This window comes from Leifsonia sp. Leaf336 (assembly GCF_001423695.1).
GTDB lineage: Bacteria > Actinomycetota > Actinomycetes > Actinomycetales > Microbacteriaceae > Leifsonia.
On sequence record NZ_LMOZ01000001.1, the window covers coordinates 1,419,477 to 1,433,820 of the forward strand.

Here is a 14,344-nt window from a genome sequence, read left to right on the forward strand (position 1 = left end):
CCACTCCCCGGCTTCCGAGTCTACTGAGCCCTCAGGGGGATGCTATCGTTCGGCATAGGCCAAAATACTTTTTGTACCGCAGAGAGGGCGACGATGACAGACACAGAACAGGGCACCGCAACCGGGTCGAGCCGGGTCAAGCGCGGCCTGGCCGAGATGCTGAAGGGCGGCGTCATCATGGACGTCGTCACGCCGGAGCAGGCGCGCATCGCCGAGGACGCCGGCGCCGTCGCCGTCATGGCGCTCGAGCGGGTACCCGCCGACATCCGCGCGCAGGGCGGCGTCGCCCGGATGAGCGACCCCGACCTCATCGAGGCGATAATCGCGGAGGTGTCCATCCCGGTCATGGCGAAGGCGCGCATCGGCCACTTCGTCGAGGCTCAGGTGCTGGAGGCGCTCGACGTCGACTACATCGACGAGTCCGAGGTGCTGTCGCCCGCCGACTACGTCAACCACATCGACAAGTGGAAGTTCACCGTGCCGTTCGTCTGCGGCGCCACCAACCTCGGCGAGGCGCTGCGCCGCATCAACGAGGGCGCGGCGATGATCCGCTCCAAGGGCGAGGCAGGCACCGGCGACGTCTCGGAGGCCACCAAGCACATCCGCAAGATCACGTCGGAGATCAACGCGCTGAAGTCGATGACCCGCGACGAGCTCTACGTGGCCGCGAAGGACCTCCAGGCGCCCTACGAGCTGGTCGCCGAGATCGCCGAGACGGGCAAGCTCCCGGTCGTGCTGTTCACCGCGGGCGGCGTGGCCACTCCTGCCGACGCGGCGATGATGATGCAGCTGGGCGCCGACGGCGTGTTCGTCGGCTCCGGCATCTTCAAGTCGGGCAATCCGGAGCAGCGCGCGGCCGCGATCGTGAAGGCGACCACGTTCTACGACGACCCCAAGGTCATCGCCGATGTATCCCGCGGGCTCGGGGAGGCGATGGTCGGCATCAACGTCTCCGACCTCGCCGCTCCGCACCGCCTCGCCGAGCGTGGCTGGTAGCCCCGTCGAGGCGACCGGCCCCCGCGTCGGCGTCCTGGCCCTGCAGGGCGACTTCCGCGAGCACATCGCGGTCCTGCGCGGCCTGGGCGCCGATGCCGTCCCCGTGCGGCGCCAGGAGGAGCTGGAGCAGGTCGCCGGCCTGGTCATCCCGGGCGGCGAGTCGAGTGTGATGGACAAACTCTCCCGCGCGTTCGGGCTCGCCGAGCCGCTGAGGGCCGCGATCGCGGGAGGGCTGCCCGTCTACGGCACGTGCGCAGGGCTCATCATGCTCGCCGACACGATCGTCGACGGCATCGCAGGCCAGCAGAGCCTCGGCGGCCTGGACGTCGCGGTGCGCCGCAACGCGTTCGGCTCGCAGGTCGACTCGTTCGAGACCGATCTCGACATCCCGCAGCTGGGCGAGGAGCCGGTGCACGCCGTCTTCATCCGCGCACCGATCGTCGAGAGCGTGGGGGAGCGCGCGACCGTGCTGGCGCGCGTGCCTGACGGCCGTGTCGTCGCCGTGGAGCAGGGCGACCTGCTGGGGACCTCGTTCCACCCGGAGATCACCGGTGACACGCGCTTCCACGCGTACTTCCTCGCCAAGGTGCGGGCACGGGTGGACGCCCGGGTCTGAGGATGGTGCGGGCACGCCGGCGCGCTCTATGATCGCGGCGTGTCGACCCCTTCGGCCGAGCGGCCGCCGTTCCGTGTCCCGGTCGGAACCGCGGCCAATCCCGTCCTGGAGCAGGATGTGCTCGCGCGGCTGCTCGCCCTCGGCGCCTCCGAGGAGTTCGCGGTCGGTGACACGCTGTTCCGCGCCGGAGACGACGAGCTCGACTTCTTCGTCATGGAGTCGGGACGAGTGGACATCGTCCGCGAGGCCACGGCCGACTCGCCCGCGCGCGTCGTCGCCGAGTGGCAGGCGGGTGAGTTCCTCGGCGAGCTGAGCATGCTCACGGGGCAGGCCTCGCTGCTGACGGCGCGGATCGTGGAGCCCAGCACCGTCCGGCGCATCCCGAATGCCGTCTTCAAGCAGCTGATGTCGAACGACGGGTCGCTGTCCGAGACCCTGCTGGGGGCGTTCCGGGCCCGGCGCCGCCTGCTGATGGCCGCGGCGGGCCGCACCACCCAGATCTTCGGGACCGAGGGTTCGGCCGGTGCGATGGCACTCCGCCGCTACGCCGCACGGATGGAGCTGCCGCATCGCTGGAACGACGTCGGGACCGATCGGGGCCGTGCGGCGCTGGAGGCCTCCGGTCACGCGGAGCTGGACCTCCCGATCGTCGTCGCCCGCGATACCGTCATCGCGGGCGCGACTCCGCTCGCCCTCGCCGAGGCGGTCGGGCTCGCCTACCGCTACCGCGACGGCGACGAGTTCGACCTCGTCGTCGTGGGCGCAGGGCCGGCCGGACTCGCCGCCGGGATCTACGGCGCATCGGAGGGGCTCTCCACCCTTGTGCTCGACGCGCTCGCCCCGGGCGGCCAGGCGGCGGCGAGCTCCCGGATCGAGAACTACCTGGGCTTCCCGGCCGGCGTCTCCGGAGGGGAGATCACCGAGCTCGGGCTCGTCCAGGCGCTCAAGTTCGGCGTGCGGCTCTCGGCCCCTGCGGAGGTCACCGCCCTCGCGCCGTCGCCGGGCGGCCACGAGCTGACCCTGGCCGAGGGGGAGAGCATCCGCGCGAAGGCGATCGTGGTCGCGACCGGCGCCCGCTACAGGCGCCTCCCGCTCGACCGCTGGGCGGACTTCGAAGGCGGCAGCATCTTCTTCGCGACCACCGAGCTGGAGGCGCGCACGGTCGCCGCACGCCCGGCAGTCGTCGTCGGAGGGGCGAACTCGGCGGGCCAGGCCGCCCTGTACCTCGCCGGGCTCGGGAGCGAGGTCGCGCTGGTCGTACGCGGGCCGGACATCGCGGCCAAGATGTCGGCATACCTGGTCGACCGCGTCGTGTCCCACGAGCGGATCACGGTGCACCCGTCCTCGGACGTGACCGCGCTGCACGGCGGCGATCAGCTGGAGGCGGTGACGCTGACGTCGTCGGCGACGGGGGAGCGCGAGCAGCTCGCCGCCGCCGCGCTGTTCTGCTTCGTCGGCGCCGAACCGCGGGCCTCCTGGCTGAGCGGCGCGGCGGTCGACGGCAGCGGGTTCCTGCTGACCGACGTCGACCTCCCGCCGGGCGAGCCCTCCACCGGCCGCGGGCCGCTGCCGTTCGAGACGAGCATCGCCGGGGTGTTCGCGGCGGGGGATGTGCGCCACGGTTCGATGAAGCGCATCGCCGCGGCGGTCGGCGAGGGGGCAAGCGCCGTCGCCTCGGTGCACCGCGCGCTCGCGGCGCACTAGCTCTCATTCGCGTACGGGCCTCCGGCCCTCGGACCTCCGACCCTCCGACGCCGTCGCCTTCGGGCCGGCCCCGGCCGAGGCATTATTATGGACAGGTTCAACGGCAATTCGAGGGAGCACCAGTGTCCGGGCATTCCAAGTGGGCAACGACCAAGCACAAGAAGGCGGTCATCGACGCCCGTCGCGCCAAGTCGTTCGCGAAGCTCATCAAGAACATCGAAGTGGCGGCCAAGACCGGCGGCGCCGACCTTTCCGGCAACCCGACCCTGGTCGACGCGGTGCAGAAGGCCAAGAAGACCTCGGTCCCCAACGACAACATCGACCGCGCCATCAAGCGCGGCGCCGGCCTCACCGGTGAGTCCATCGACTACTCGACCATCATGTACGAGGGCTACGGTCCCGGCGGCGTCGCCCTCCTGATCGAGTGCCTCACCGAGAACAAGAACCGCGCGGCCGCTGAAGTGCGCACTGCGATGACCCGCAACGGCGGCACCATGGCCGACCCGGGCAGCGTCGCGTACAACTTCCACCGCAAGGGCGTCATCGTGGTGCCGCACGCCGACGGTGTCGACGAAGACGCCGTGCTGTCTGCGGTGCTCGACGCCGGCGCCGAGGAGGTCACCGACCGCGGCGAGAGCTTCGAGGTGCTGACCGAGGCGACCGACCTCGTCGCCGCCCGTTCGGCGCTCCAAGACGCGGGGATCGACTACGACTCGGCCGACGCCGAGTTCGTGGCCACGGTCAACGTGGAGGCCGATGTCGAGGTGGCGCGCAAGGTGTTCCGCCTGATCGACGCCCTCGAAGACTCCGACGACGTGCAGAACGTCTACACGAACCTCGACATCACCCCCGAGGTGCAGGCGCAGCTCGAAGACGACGAGTAAGGCGACGCGATGACGATCCGGGTTCTCGGCATCGACCCGGGTCTGACGCGCTGCGGCGTCGGCGTCGTCGATGTGCGCCCCGACCGCCGCGCGACGCTGGTGGAGGTCACGGTCATCCGCACGCCGGCGGACATGCCGCTCGAGAAGCGGCTGCTCGCGGTGGGCGCGGGCATCGACGCATTGCTCGACGAGCATCGGCCGGAGGTCGTCGCCATCGAGCGCGTCTTCGCCCAGCACAACCTCCGGACTGTGATGGGCGTGGCCCAGGTCAGCGGTGTGGCACTGCACTCTGCCGCGCGTCGGGGCCTCCCCGTCGCCCTGCACACGCCGAGCGAAGTGAAGGCCGCCATCACCGGCTACGGCTCCGCCGACAAGCGGCAGGTGCAGGCGATGGTCGCGCGCATCCTCGGATTGGCGGAGGCGCCCAAGCCGGCCGACGCCGCAGACGCTCTCGCCATCGCCATCTGTCACGCATGGCGCGGCTCGCCGATGGCCGACACCCCCAGGGGCCCCGGTTCGGAGCCTGCATCTGCGCAGACTCCCGCCCAGGCGGCATGGCGCGCCGCCGAGCGCTCCGCTCGTGCGTCGGCGGTGCCCCGTAGGCTAGCCAGGTGATCTCCTCCCTCCGCGGTACCGTTCTCTCTGCGATCGGCGGTTCCGCAGTGATCGAGGTGGGAGGCGTCGGCTTCGCCGTGCAGCTCACCCCCGACCACGTGCTGTCCCTGCGCGTCGGTGAGGAGGCGTTCGTCCACACCTCGCTGATCGTCCGCGAAGACGCCCTCCAGCTCTTCGGCTTCGCCGACCTCGAGCAGCTGCAGGTCTTCGAACTGCTCAACGGCGTCTCGGGCGTCGGCCCGAAGTCGGCGATCGGCGTCCTGTCGGTGCTCAGCCCCGATCAGGTGGCCGACGCCGTGGCGGCCGACGACGACGCGCCGTTCCGCAAGGTGTCAGGTATCGGGCCCAAGACCGCCAAGCTCATCGTCGTCTCCCTGACAGGCAAGCTCGCGGCCGCCCGCCGCGCACCGGCACGCGCCGTCAAGGCCGGAGGTCGGCCCTCCGCCGTCCCCGACAGTGTGCTCGTCGCACTGGTCGGTCTCGGCTGGCCTGAGAAGGTCGCGGCGGAGGCCGTCGCCGACGTCGTGGCCGAGACGGATGAGGGTGCGCGCGACTCTGTGCAGACGCTGCTGCGGCTGACGCTCGCCCGGCTCGGCCCGGCCGCCACGGCTCCGAAGGGCGCCAGCCGATGAGCGACGACCTGACCGCCCCCGAGCTGGAATCCGAGTCGGAGCTCGCGTTCGAAGGTGCTCTCCGCCCGCGTACGCTGTCGGAGTTCGTCGGCCAGGCCAAAGTCCGCGGCCAGTTGCAGCTGCTGCTGACGGCCGCGAAGATGCAGGAGCGCACGGCCGACCACATCCTGCTCGCCGGGCCTCCCGGGCTCGGCAAGACGACCCTCGCGATGATCGTCGCGCACGAGAGCGAGCGGCCGCTGCGCCTCTCGAGCGGTCCGGCGATCCAGCACGCGGGCGATCTCGCCGCTCTGCTCTCGTCGCTGACCCCGGGGGAGGTGCTCTTCATCGACGAGATCCACCGCATGGCGCGCTCCGCGGAAGAGATGCTCTACCTGGCGATGGAGGACTACCGCATCGACATCATGGTCGGCAAGGGCGCAGGCGCCACTTCCATCCCGCTCGACCTCGCGCCGTTCACGCTCGTCGGCGCCACCACCCGCTCCGGGCTGCTGCCCAATCCGCTGCGCGACCGCTTCGGCTTCACGGCGCACCTCGAGTTCTACGACGAGGGCGAACTGACGCAGGTGCTCTCGCGGGCCGCCGTGATGCTGGAGTTCGAGATCGACCGGGAGGCCCTCGCCGAGATCGCCGGCCGCTGCCGCGGGACTCCGCGTATCGCCAACCGTCTGCTGCGCCGCGTTCGCGACTACGCCCTCGTCCACGGGCGCCGCGCCGACCTGGATGCCGTGCGAGCCGCCCTCGAGCTCTACGACGTCGACGCGCTCGGCCTCGACCGTCTCGACCGAGCCGTGCTGCACGCGATTCTGGAGCGTTTCGACGGAGGACCGGTCGGGTTGAACACCCTCGCCGTCTCGGTCGGAGAAGAGGCGGAGACCATCGAGTCGGTCGTCGAGCCGTTCCTGGTGCGTATCGGGCTGCTGTCGCGCACGCCGCGCGGGCGCGTCGCCACACCGGCGGCCTGGCGCCACTTCGGGCTATCCAGCCCGCAGCAGGGGCACTCACAGCAACCGTCCCTGATGGATGACCTATAATTCAAGCTGGCCACTCGCCTACCCCCCTTGACTTAACCGGAAGGTTCGGCAGACTTCATGCCCATTGATCCGTTGACCATTGTGATGGTCGTCATTTTGGCGGCCCTCGTGTTCTTCATGTTCCGCAACAGCCGCAAGCGGCAGAAGGAGCAGGCGGAGACGCGTTCGAAGATGGTGCCTGGCGCCGAGGTCATGACCAACTTCGGGCTCTACGGCACTCTGCTGTCCGTCGACGACGACGACAACACCGCGCTCATCGAGACCAGCCCCGGCCACGTCGTGAAGGTGCACCGCCAGGTGCTCGCCCGCGTCGTGGAGCCCAAGACCCCGGAGCTCGACGACACCGAGGTCGCCGGCCCCGAGCTCAACCAGGATCACGCGATCACGGTCGAGCCGTCGGAGCCGGAGTTCGGCGAGCGGATCGACGACGCGCCGAAGAAGCCCGGCGCCAAGAGCGACGACTGATAGCATCCCTGTGCTCCGCGCGCCGAGAGGGTGCGCGGATCGCTCGTAGAAAGCTGAGTTCCTAGGTGGCAAAGTCGACCCCGGTCAAAAAAGCCTGGCGTTCGCTGACGTGGCTCGGCGTCATCGTGGTGGTCCTTCTCGGGACCCTCACGGCCGGCGTCCTGTTCAGCAATGCGACGTGGCTGCCCAAGCTCGCGCTCGACCTCGAGGGCGGCACCCAGATCATCCTCGCCCCGCAGGTCGAGAACGGTCAGACGGTGCAGCAGCAGCAGCTCGACCAGGCGGTCTCGATCATCCGTCAGCGCATCGACGCGTCGGGTGTGTCCGAGGCGCAGATCTCCACCGAGGGATCGCGGAACATCGTCGTTTCGCTTCCGGGCAAGCCGGACCAGCAGACGCTCGACCGTGTCAAGGCGAGTGCTCGCCTCGACTTCCGCCCGGTTCTGCAGACCAGCGGTCCGACCAACGAGGTCGTGGGCGCCGACGGCAAGTCGACACCGGCCCCGAGCCCCGCGCCCGGCCTCCAGTCGACCCCCTCGACCAAGCCGACGAACGGCAGCGACCTCGCCTGGGTGACGCCCGAGCTGCAGGCGCAGTTCGATGCGTACGACTGCTCCGCCAACAAGAACAAAGACCTGAGCGCCGCTCCGACCGACAAGCCGCTGATCACCTGTGACGACGGCAACACGGTCAAGTACCTGCTCGGACCGGTCGAGGTCAAGGGTCAGAACATCTCCGACGCGAGCGCCGCCATCATGCAGAGCTCGCAAGGCGTGACGACGGGCCAGTGGGCCGTCAACATCGTCTTCGACAGCACCGGTACCAAGCAGTTCGCCGACGTCACGACCCGTCTCATCGGCCTCCAGGGTGCGCAGAACCAGTTCGCGATCGTCCTCGACGGCCGCGTGATCTCGGCTCCGACCACGCAGGCCGCCATCACCGACGGCAAGCCGCAGATCTCGGGCAACTTCACCGAGCAGAGCGCGAAGGCGCTCGCCGACCAGCTGAAATTCGGCGCGCTGCCCTTCAGCTTCAAGGTGCAGAGCCAGGACAACATCTCGGCGACGCTCGGAACCTCGCAGCTCATCAGCGGCCTGATAGCCGGTCTGATCGGTCTGATCCTCGTCGCGATCTACACGTTCTTCCAGTACCGCCTGCTCGGTCTGGTCACGATCTTCTCGCTCGTGGTCGCCGGCGCGCTCACCTGGCTGACGATCTCGCTGCTGTCGTGGCACTACGACTACCGGCTCTCGCTCGCGGGCGTCGCCGGCCTCATCGTGGCCATCGGTTTCACCGCGGACTCCTTCATCGTCTACTTCGAGCGAATACGAGACGAGCTGCGCGATGGGCGCAGTCTCGAATCGGCTGTGGAGGCCGGCTGGGGCCGCGCACGACGCACGATCTACGCGTCCAAGGCCACCAACCTCCTCGCGGCCGTCGTGCTCTACGTGCTCGCGGCGGCGAACGTCCGCGGCTTCGCGTTCACCCTCGGTCTCACGACGATCATCGACGTGATCGTGGTGCTGCTGTTCACCCACCCGACGTTGCAGCTGCTCGCGAAGACCCGCTTCTTCAGCAGCGGCCACCCGCTGTCGGGACTCGACCCCGACGCTCTCGGTGCGGTGTACCGTGGCGCGGCCCGCTTCCGTACTCCGGCGCCGGCCTCGGTCCCGGCCGGCAAGGCCGCGCGCAGCAGCGGCGAGGCCGCTCGCCGCCAGACGATCGCCGAGCGCAAGGCGGCGGAGCTCGCCTCCGCCTCGACCTCCTCGTCGTCGGATCGCTCGTCCGAGGGGAAGGACAACTGATGGCCAGCCGTCTCACCAAGTTCGGAAACGACCTCTACACCGGTGCCCGTTCGTTCGACTTCGTCGGCAAGCGCAAGATCTGGTACTCCATCGCGATCGTCATGGTCGCGCTCTCGATCCTGGTCCCGGTCGTCAAGGGCGGGTTCAACTTCTCGATCGAGTTCCGCGGCGGGTCGCAGTTCCTGATCAGCGATGTGCAGAGCACCGATACGTCGAAGGCGCAGGGCGCCGTGCAGAGCGTGGTCCCCAACGCCGTCTCGCACGTGAGCGTCGTCGGCAGCAACGCCATCCAGGTGCAGACCGATCAGCTCTCGGAGAGCCAGACCAAGGCCGTCGGCGACGCGCTCGCGAAGACGTACGGCGTCTCCTCGTCCGAGGTCTCGTCGACCTTCATCGGCCCGTCGTGGGGCGCGGATGTGACGCAGCAGACCATTCAGGGTCTGATCGTCTTCCTCCTCCTCGCCTTCATCGCGATGGCGCTGTACTTCCGAACGTGGAAGATGTCGGCGTCGGCCATCGTCTCGCTGTTCCACGACCTCATCGTCACGGCCGGCATCTACGCCCTCGTCGGTTTCGAGATCTCGCCGGCGACGATGATCGGCTTCCTGACCATCCTCGGCTACTCGCTCTACGACACCGTTGTGGTGTTCGACAAGATCCGCGAGAACACCAAGGAGGAGCTGGAGCTCACACGGAGGACCTTCCCGGAGGCCGTCAACCTCGCGGTCAACCAGACGCTGGTCCGCTCGATCAACACCGCGGTCGTCGCGGTGCTGCCGGTCGCATCGATCCTCTTCATCGGCGCCTACGCGTTCGGTGCGGCGACGCTGCGCGACATCTCGCTCGCGCTGCTCATCGGCATCATCGTGGGCACGTACTCGACGATCTTCCTCGCTGCCCCGATGTACTCGCAGTTCCGTGAGGGCGAGGCGGCGATCAAGAAGCACGACCAGAAGGTCCGCTCGCTCCGTCCCAAGGCCACCGTCGCCGCTGTCGAGCCGGTCTCGGCGGAATAGCGGGGACGAGTGAGCGGTTTCTACCTGTCGGACGACGAAGTGAGCGCCACGCGTGCGCGCGAGCTCATCGACTCCGGAGCGGCGTGGCTGCTCGATGTCCGAGAGGTGGACGAGTGGGAGGCCGGTCATGCGCCGGAGGCCCACCACATCCCGCTCGGCGAACTCGGGTACCGGCAGCATGAGCTTCCGGACGACGCTCAGATCCTGGTGATCTGCCACAGCGGCGCCCGGTCGCGGATGGTGACGGACGCGCTGCTGCAGGCGAACTATGCGGCCGCGAACGTCACCGGCGGGATGCTTGCCTGGCAGGCTTCCGGGGGCGCGCTGTCCGGGCCGGACCACCGGCCATAATGGACGAGAGGAGGCGCGCACATGGTTGACACATCGACACCGCAGTCCGCTTCGCTGCGCCGCCTCGTTCCGCGCATCTTCTCCCGCGCCCAGCCCGCCGGCGCGGTCGACACCCTCATCCGCACGGTGCGCATGCACCACCCCAAGGCCGATCTCTCGCTCATCGAGCGCGCGTACGCCGTCGCCGAACGTGCGCACGACGGACAGAAGCGGCGGTCGGGCGAGCCGTACATCACCCATCCGGTGGCGGTCGCTCAGATCATCGCCGATCTCGGGATCGGCGCCAAGACCATCGCGGCGGCGCTGCTCCACGACACGGTGGAGGACACCAGCTACACCCTCGACGAGCTGCGCGACCAGTTCGGCGACGAGATCGCGATGCTCGTCGACGGCGTCACCAAGCTCGACAAGGTCAAGTACGGCGACAGCGCGCAGGCCGAGACCGTCCGCAAGATGATCGTGGCGATGTCGAAGGACATCCGCGTGCTGATCATCAAGCTCGCCGACCGCCTGCACAACGCGCGCACCTGGGGATTCGTCCCGGCCGCCAACGCCACGCGGAAGGCGACGGAGACCCTCGAGATCTACGCTCCGCTGGCGCATCGTCTCGGCATCCAGACGATCAAGTGGGAGCTCGAAGACCTCTCGTTCGCGGTGCTGTACCCCAAGCTCTACGCCGAGATCGAGAGCCTGGTGAAGCAGCGGACTCCGGAGCGGGAACGTCTGGTGCAGCAGGTGATCGACGCCATCAACGACGACCTGAAGACCGCGAAGATCCGCGGCAAGGTGGTCGGCCGGCCCAAGCAGTACTACTCGATCTACCAGAAGATGGTCGTGCGCGGACGCGAGTTCGACGACATCTACGACCTGGTCGGCATCCGCGTGCTCGTCAACACCGTGCGCGACTGCTACGCGGTGCTCGGCTCGATCCACGCCCGGTGGACGCCGATGCCGGGCCGCTTCAAGGACTACATCGCCACCCCGAAGTTCAATCTCTACCAGTCGCTGCACACGACCGTGATCGGCCCCCAGGGCCGCCCTGTCGAGATCCAGATCCGTACGGAGGAGATGCACCAGCGCGCCGAGTTCGGTGTCGCCGCGCACTGGAAGTACAAGGAGCAGACCACAGGCAAGAGCACCGGAGGCCCGGGCAAGGTCGACACCGATCTGGCGTGGCTCGCGCACATCTCCGACTGGCAGGCCGAGACGGCGGACCCGTCGGAGTTCCTCGACTCGCTGCGGTTCGAGATCGGTGCGAAAGAGGTCTACGTCTTCACGCCGAAGGGCCGCGTGATCGGTCTTCCCGCCGGCGCCACCCCGGTCGACTTCGCCTACGCCGTGCACACCGAGGTCGGGCACCGCACGATGGGCGCCAAGGTGAACGGGCGGCTGGTGCCCCTGGAGAGCGCGCTCTCGACCGGCGACGTCGTCGAGATCTTCACATCGAAGAACCCCGACTCCGGGCCGAGCCAAGACTGGTTGAACTTCGTCAAGAGCCCGCGAGCGCGCAACAAGATCCGCCAGTGGTTCACCAAGGAGCGCCGCGACGAGGCCATCGAGCAGGGCAAGGACGCGATCGCGCGCGCGATGCGCAAGCAGAACCTCCCGCTGCAGAAGCTGATGACGCAGGACGCCCTGGTGGAGGTCGCTTCGTCGCTCAAGCACCCGGACGTCTCGTCGCTGTACGCATCTGTCGGCGAAGGACACATCTCGACGCAGTCCGTGATCGAGAAGATCGTCGCATCGCTGCAGAGCGAGGTCGAGTCCGACGGCGAGCTGGAGATCCCGGTCAAGGGTCGCGCCAAGCAGCTGCGCAACAGCGACTCCGGCGTGCTCGTGCGCGGTGCTCCCGACATCCTCGTCAAGCTCGCGAAGTGCTGCACGCCGGTTCCCGGCGACCCGATCGTCGGGTTCGTGACTCGCGGACAGGGCGTCTCGGTGCACCAGGCCAACTGCCACAACGTGCAGTCGCTGCTGCAGGAGCCCGACCGCATGATCGACGTGGAGTGGGCGCCCAGCTCGAAGAGCGTCTTCCTCGTGCAGATCCAGGTCGAGGCCCTCGACCGCTCCGGTCTGCTCTCCGACGTCACCCGCGTGCTCTCCGAGCACCATGTCAACATCCTCTCGGCGACGGTCACCACCTCGAGCGACCGGCTCGCGCTGAGCCGATTCGTGTTCGAGATGGGCGACACCACCCACCTCGACCGCGTGCTGAACGCGGTGCGGCGGATCGACGGCGTCTACGACGTGTACCGGGTCAGCGGCGGCTGAGCCGCGTCCCCGCCGGTTCGGGCGGCTCCGCGTGCTCCAACGGCGCGGGCAGCTCCGTTCGCTCGACCAGCGCCAGGCGGAGGACCGCACGGGCGCTTCCGCGTCGTCGCGTGCAGGCGATCCGACCCCGGAGATCGCCGGGCGATGCCCCGGCGATCACGAGGAGGTGCCGCACCTCGAGGGCGTCCGGTGCGTCGAATCCCGGGCTCGTGAGCACGAGGTCGAGAGCTGTGCGCAGCGGCGCTGTCAGCCGGGCTCCGGCGAGCTCGATCGTGTCACCGGCGGCGAGTGCGTGTTGGTGCGCGTCGAACCCGATCGGCACCCGGCCGCGACTCGCGCGTTCGATGCACACCTGCGGCCGGGCCGGAGGAGTGGCGCGCGTGCCGTGGATCCAGGCGGCGGTGCCCCGGTCGGCGACCAGCCGGCCGGGGCGCAGCATGCCGAACGCGTGCGCGCGCAGCTCCGGTGTGTCAGGTGTGTCCGGCGTCGCGAACCCGTCACCGACGCGATAGAGCTGACCGTCGAGCACCAGGGCGAAGAGCTCGGCGAGCGGGAGGACACTGCGGTCGATCAGGAGTGGGCATGCTGTGGTCATGCCTCCAGCCTGGTCTGCGGGCGGCCGCTACTGGGCGGGATCGGCGAACCCGTGGAGACTTCGCCCGTGAGCACGGCTGTGGAGGACGCCCCCGCTGTGGAGGGCGGGCTCAGCCGAGCGCGTCGAGCCAGATCTTGCGGGCGTCGAGCGCCTCCTGGGCCTCTTTCACCTTGGCGGAGTCGCCGCTGGCCTTGGCGTCCTCGAGCTCCTGCTCCAGCTTCGCGATCGCCGCGTTGAGCTGGCTCGCGAGGCCCTCGGAGCGGGCCTTCTTCTCGGGATTGTTGCGCTCCCAGTGCTCCTCGTCGAGTCGACGCACGGCGGCCTCGACCTTGCGCAGACGGTCCTCGATCGGGCGGACCTGCTCGCGCGGCACGCGGCCGATCGCATCCCAGCGCTCCTGGATCGAGATGAGCTTCGTGCGGGCGGTCTCGCGGTCCTTCTCGTGGAGGAGGGGCTCCGCCTCGTCGAGCAGCGCGAGCTTGAGCTCGAGGTTGGCCTGGTACTCCTCGTTGTCGCGCGCGTCGACCTCCGCCTTCGCCCCGTAGATCGCGTCGCCCGCGGCCTTGAAGCGCGCCCAGAGGGCGTCGTCGTTCTTCTTGCCTGCGCGACCGGCGAGCTTCCACTGGTCGAGCAGCCGGCGGTACTCCGGCACGCCGTCGGCGCCGAGCGGCACCAGGCGCTCCGCCTGCTCGATGAGCGCGTTCTTTCGGGAGCGGACGTCGCGGTGCTGGTTGTCCAGCTCGGCGAAGAAGGCCTTGCGGTTGTGCTCGATCGTCGAGCGCGCCGCGCGGAATCGCTTCCAGAGCTCGTTGGCCTCGTTCTTGGGCAGACGGGGGCCGTCGTGCTGGTGGGCCTGCCAACTGGCGAACAGGGCGTCGAGCTCGGCGGTGGTCTGCTTCCACTGCGTGCGCGCGGGGTCTTGAGCGGCGAGGGCCTCGGCCTGTTCGACGATCGCGGTGCGGTCGGCGATGGCCTGCTCGAGGGCCGCCTTGGCCTCGGCGCTCTGCTGCTCGGTGAGCTCTTCGACCGTGCCGCCGAGAGCATCCAGGCGCACGAGCAGCGACGGGAGGTCGCCGACGGCGTTCGCGCCCTCGACCGCCGTGCGGAGGTTCGCCACCGACTTGGCGACGTCGGCGGCGGGAGCGCCGCGGCGTGCACGCTGCTCGAGGAGGCCGACCTGGCCGGCGAGGTCGGTGTACTTGCGCTCGAAGTAGGCGATCGCCTCCTCCGGAGTGCCGTCCGGGTACTCGCCGACGGCTCGTTCGCCGTCGCCCTCACGGACGTACACGGTGCCGGTCTCGTCGACGCGACCCCAGGGGTGCTGTTCAGAAGTAGCCAAGAGCCTCACCTTGCTTGCGTG

General features: G+C 69.2%; 14 protein-coding genes. 12 read left to right on the top strand and 2 right to left on the bottom strand.

All coding sequences use genetic code 11. The features are described from left to right. Positions 1-93: 93 nt before the first annotated feature. The 12 genes from pdxS to ASF88_RS06925 all read left to right on the top strand — a co-directional run bounded on the left by pdxS (position 94) and on the right by ASF88_RS06925 (position 12,389). On the top strand, positions 94-996 hold the full coding sequence (gene pdxS, locus ASF88_RS06870) for a pyridoxal 5'-phosphate synthase lyase subunit PdxS (protein WP_055915809.1): 903 nt from the start codon (positions 94-96) through the stop codon (positions 994-996). Next, positions 986-1,612: a pyridoxal 5'-phosphate synthase glutaminase subunit PdxT gene (pdxT, locus tag ASF88_RS06875; protein ID WP_055915811.1), complete on the top strand. Its 627-nt coding sequence runs from the start codon at positions 986-988 to the stop codon at positions 1,610-1,612. The genes pdxS and pdxT overlap by 11 nt, the downstream gene beginning before the upstream one ends. A 39-nt stretch (positions 1,613-1,651) precedes the next feature. Then, positions 1,652-3,316, top strand: a complete 1,665-nt coding sequence (locus ASF88_RS06880) for an FAD-dependent oxidoreductase (RefSeq protein WP_055915814.1) — start codon at positions 1,652-1,654, stop codon at positions 3,314-3,316. A gap of 122 nt (positions 3,317-3,438) precedes the next feature. Continuing rightward, on the top strand, positions 3,439-4,200 hold the full coding sequence (locus tag ASF88_RS06885) for a YebC/PmpR family DNA-binding transcriptional regulator (RefSeq protein ID WP_055915815.1): 762 nt from the start codon (positions 3,439-3,441) through the stop codon (positions 4,198-4,200). A 15-nt stretch (positions 4,201-4,215) separates the two neighbouring features. Next, entirely contained in the window at positions 4,216-4,815 is a 600-nt protein-coding gene (gene ruvC / locus ASF88_RS06890; RefSeq protein WP_200935256.1) for a crossover junction endodeoxyribonuclease RuvC, read from the top strand. Further along, positions 4,812-5,447, top strand: coding sequence for a Holliday junction branch migration protein RuvA (ruvA, locus tag ASF88_RS06895; protein WP_055915820.1), 636 nt, complete (start codon positions 4,812-4,814; stop codon positions 5,445-5,447). The genes ruvC and ruvA overlap by 4 nt, the downstream gene beginning before the upstream one ends. Then, the gene (ruvB, locus tag ASF88_RS06900; RefSeq protein WP_055915822.1) at positions 5,444-6,481 is read left to right on the top strand and encodes a Holliday junction branch migration DNA helicase RuvB; all 1,038 of its coding nucleotides are present in this window, start codon (positions 5,444-5,446) and stop codon (positions 6,479-6,481) included. The genes ruvA and ruvB overlap by 4 nt, the downstream gene beginning before the upstream one ends. A gap of 57 nt (positions 6,482-6,538) precedes the next feature. Continuing rightward, the gene (gene yajC / locus ASF88_RS06905; protein ID WP_055915823.1) at positions 6,539-6,946 is read left to right on the top strand and encodes a preprotein translocase subunit YajC; all 408 of its coding nucleotides are present in this window, start codon (positions 6,539-6,541) and stop codon (positions 6,944-6,946) included. Between the two features lie 65 nt (positions 6,947-7,011). Then, positions 7,012-8,751 carry a protein translocase subunit SecD gene (gene secD / locus ASF88_RS06910; RefSeq protein ID WP_055915825.1) on the top strand — a complete coding sequence of 580 codons (1,740 nt, stop codon included), beginning with the start codon at positions 7,012-7,014 and terminating at the stop codon, positions 8,749-8,751. Further along, on the top strand, positions 8,751-9,767 hold the full coding sequence (secF, locus tag ASF88_RS06915) for a protein translocase subunit SecF (protein ID WP_055915827.1): 1,017 nt from the start codon (positions 8,751-8,753) through the stop codon (positions 9,765-9,767). The genes secD and secF overlap by 1 nt, the downstream gene beginning before the upstream one ends. 9 nt (positions 9,768-9,776) lie before the next feature. Beyond that, on the top strand, positions 9,777-10,118 hold the full coding sequence (locus tag ASF88_RS06920; RefSeq protein ID WP_055915829.1) for a rhodanese-like domain-containing protein: 342 nt from the start codon (positions 9,777-9,779) through the stop codon (positions 10,116-10,118). 21 nt (positions 10,119-10,139) lie between these two features. Next, entirely contained in the window at positions 10,140-12,389 is a 2,250-nt protein-coding gene (locus tag ASF88_RS06925; RefSeq protein WP_055915832.1) for a RelA/SpoT family protein, read from the top strand. Here ASF88_RS06925 and ASF88_RS06930 read toward each other — a convergent pair. Both ASF88_RS06930 and ASF88_RS06935 read right to left on the bottom strand, forming a co-directional pair. Then, positions 12,376-12,984, bottom strand: a complete 609-nt coding sequence (locus tag ASF88_RS06930; protein WP_055915834.1) for a hypothetical protein — start codon at positions 12,982-12,984, stop codon at positions 12,376-12,378. The two genes, ASF88_RS06925 and ASF88_RS06930, sit on opposite strands and share 14 nt — an antisense overlap. Before the next feature lie 109 nt (positions 12,985-13,093). After that, positions 13,094-14,332, bottom strand: a complete 1,239-nt coding sequence (locus ASF88_RS06935) for a DUF349 domain-containing protein (protein WP_442915018.1) — start codon at positions 14,330-14,332, stop codon at positions 13,094-13,096. Positions 14,333-14,344 lie beyond the last annotated feature (12 nt).

Bases quoted from the DNA above. Each gene is read 5' to 3' on its own strand.
- pdxS (WP_055915809.1), top strand. From the start codon at position 94: ATGACAGACACAGAACAGGGCACCGCAACCGGGTCGAGCCGGGTCAAG.
- ASF88_RS06925 (WP_055915832.1), top strand. From the start codon at position 10,140: ATGGTTGACACATCGACACCGCAGTCCGCTTCGCTGCGCCGCCTCGTT.
- secF (WP_055915827.1), top strand. From the start codon at position 8,751: ATGGCCAGCCGTCTCACCAAGTTCGGAAACGACCTCTACACCGGTGCC.
- yajC (WP_055915823.1), top strand. From the start codon at position 6,539: ATGCCCATTGATCCGTTGACCATTGTGATGGTCGTCATTTTGGCGGCC.
- ASF88_RS06930 (WP_055915834.1), bottom strand. From the start codon at position 12,984: ATGACCACAGCATGCCCACTCCTGATCGACCGCAGTGTCCTCCCGCTC.
- ruvB (WP_055915822.1), top strand. From the start codon at position 5,444: ATGAGCGACGACCTGACCGCCCCCGAGCTGGAATCCGAGTCGGAGCTC.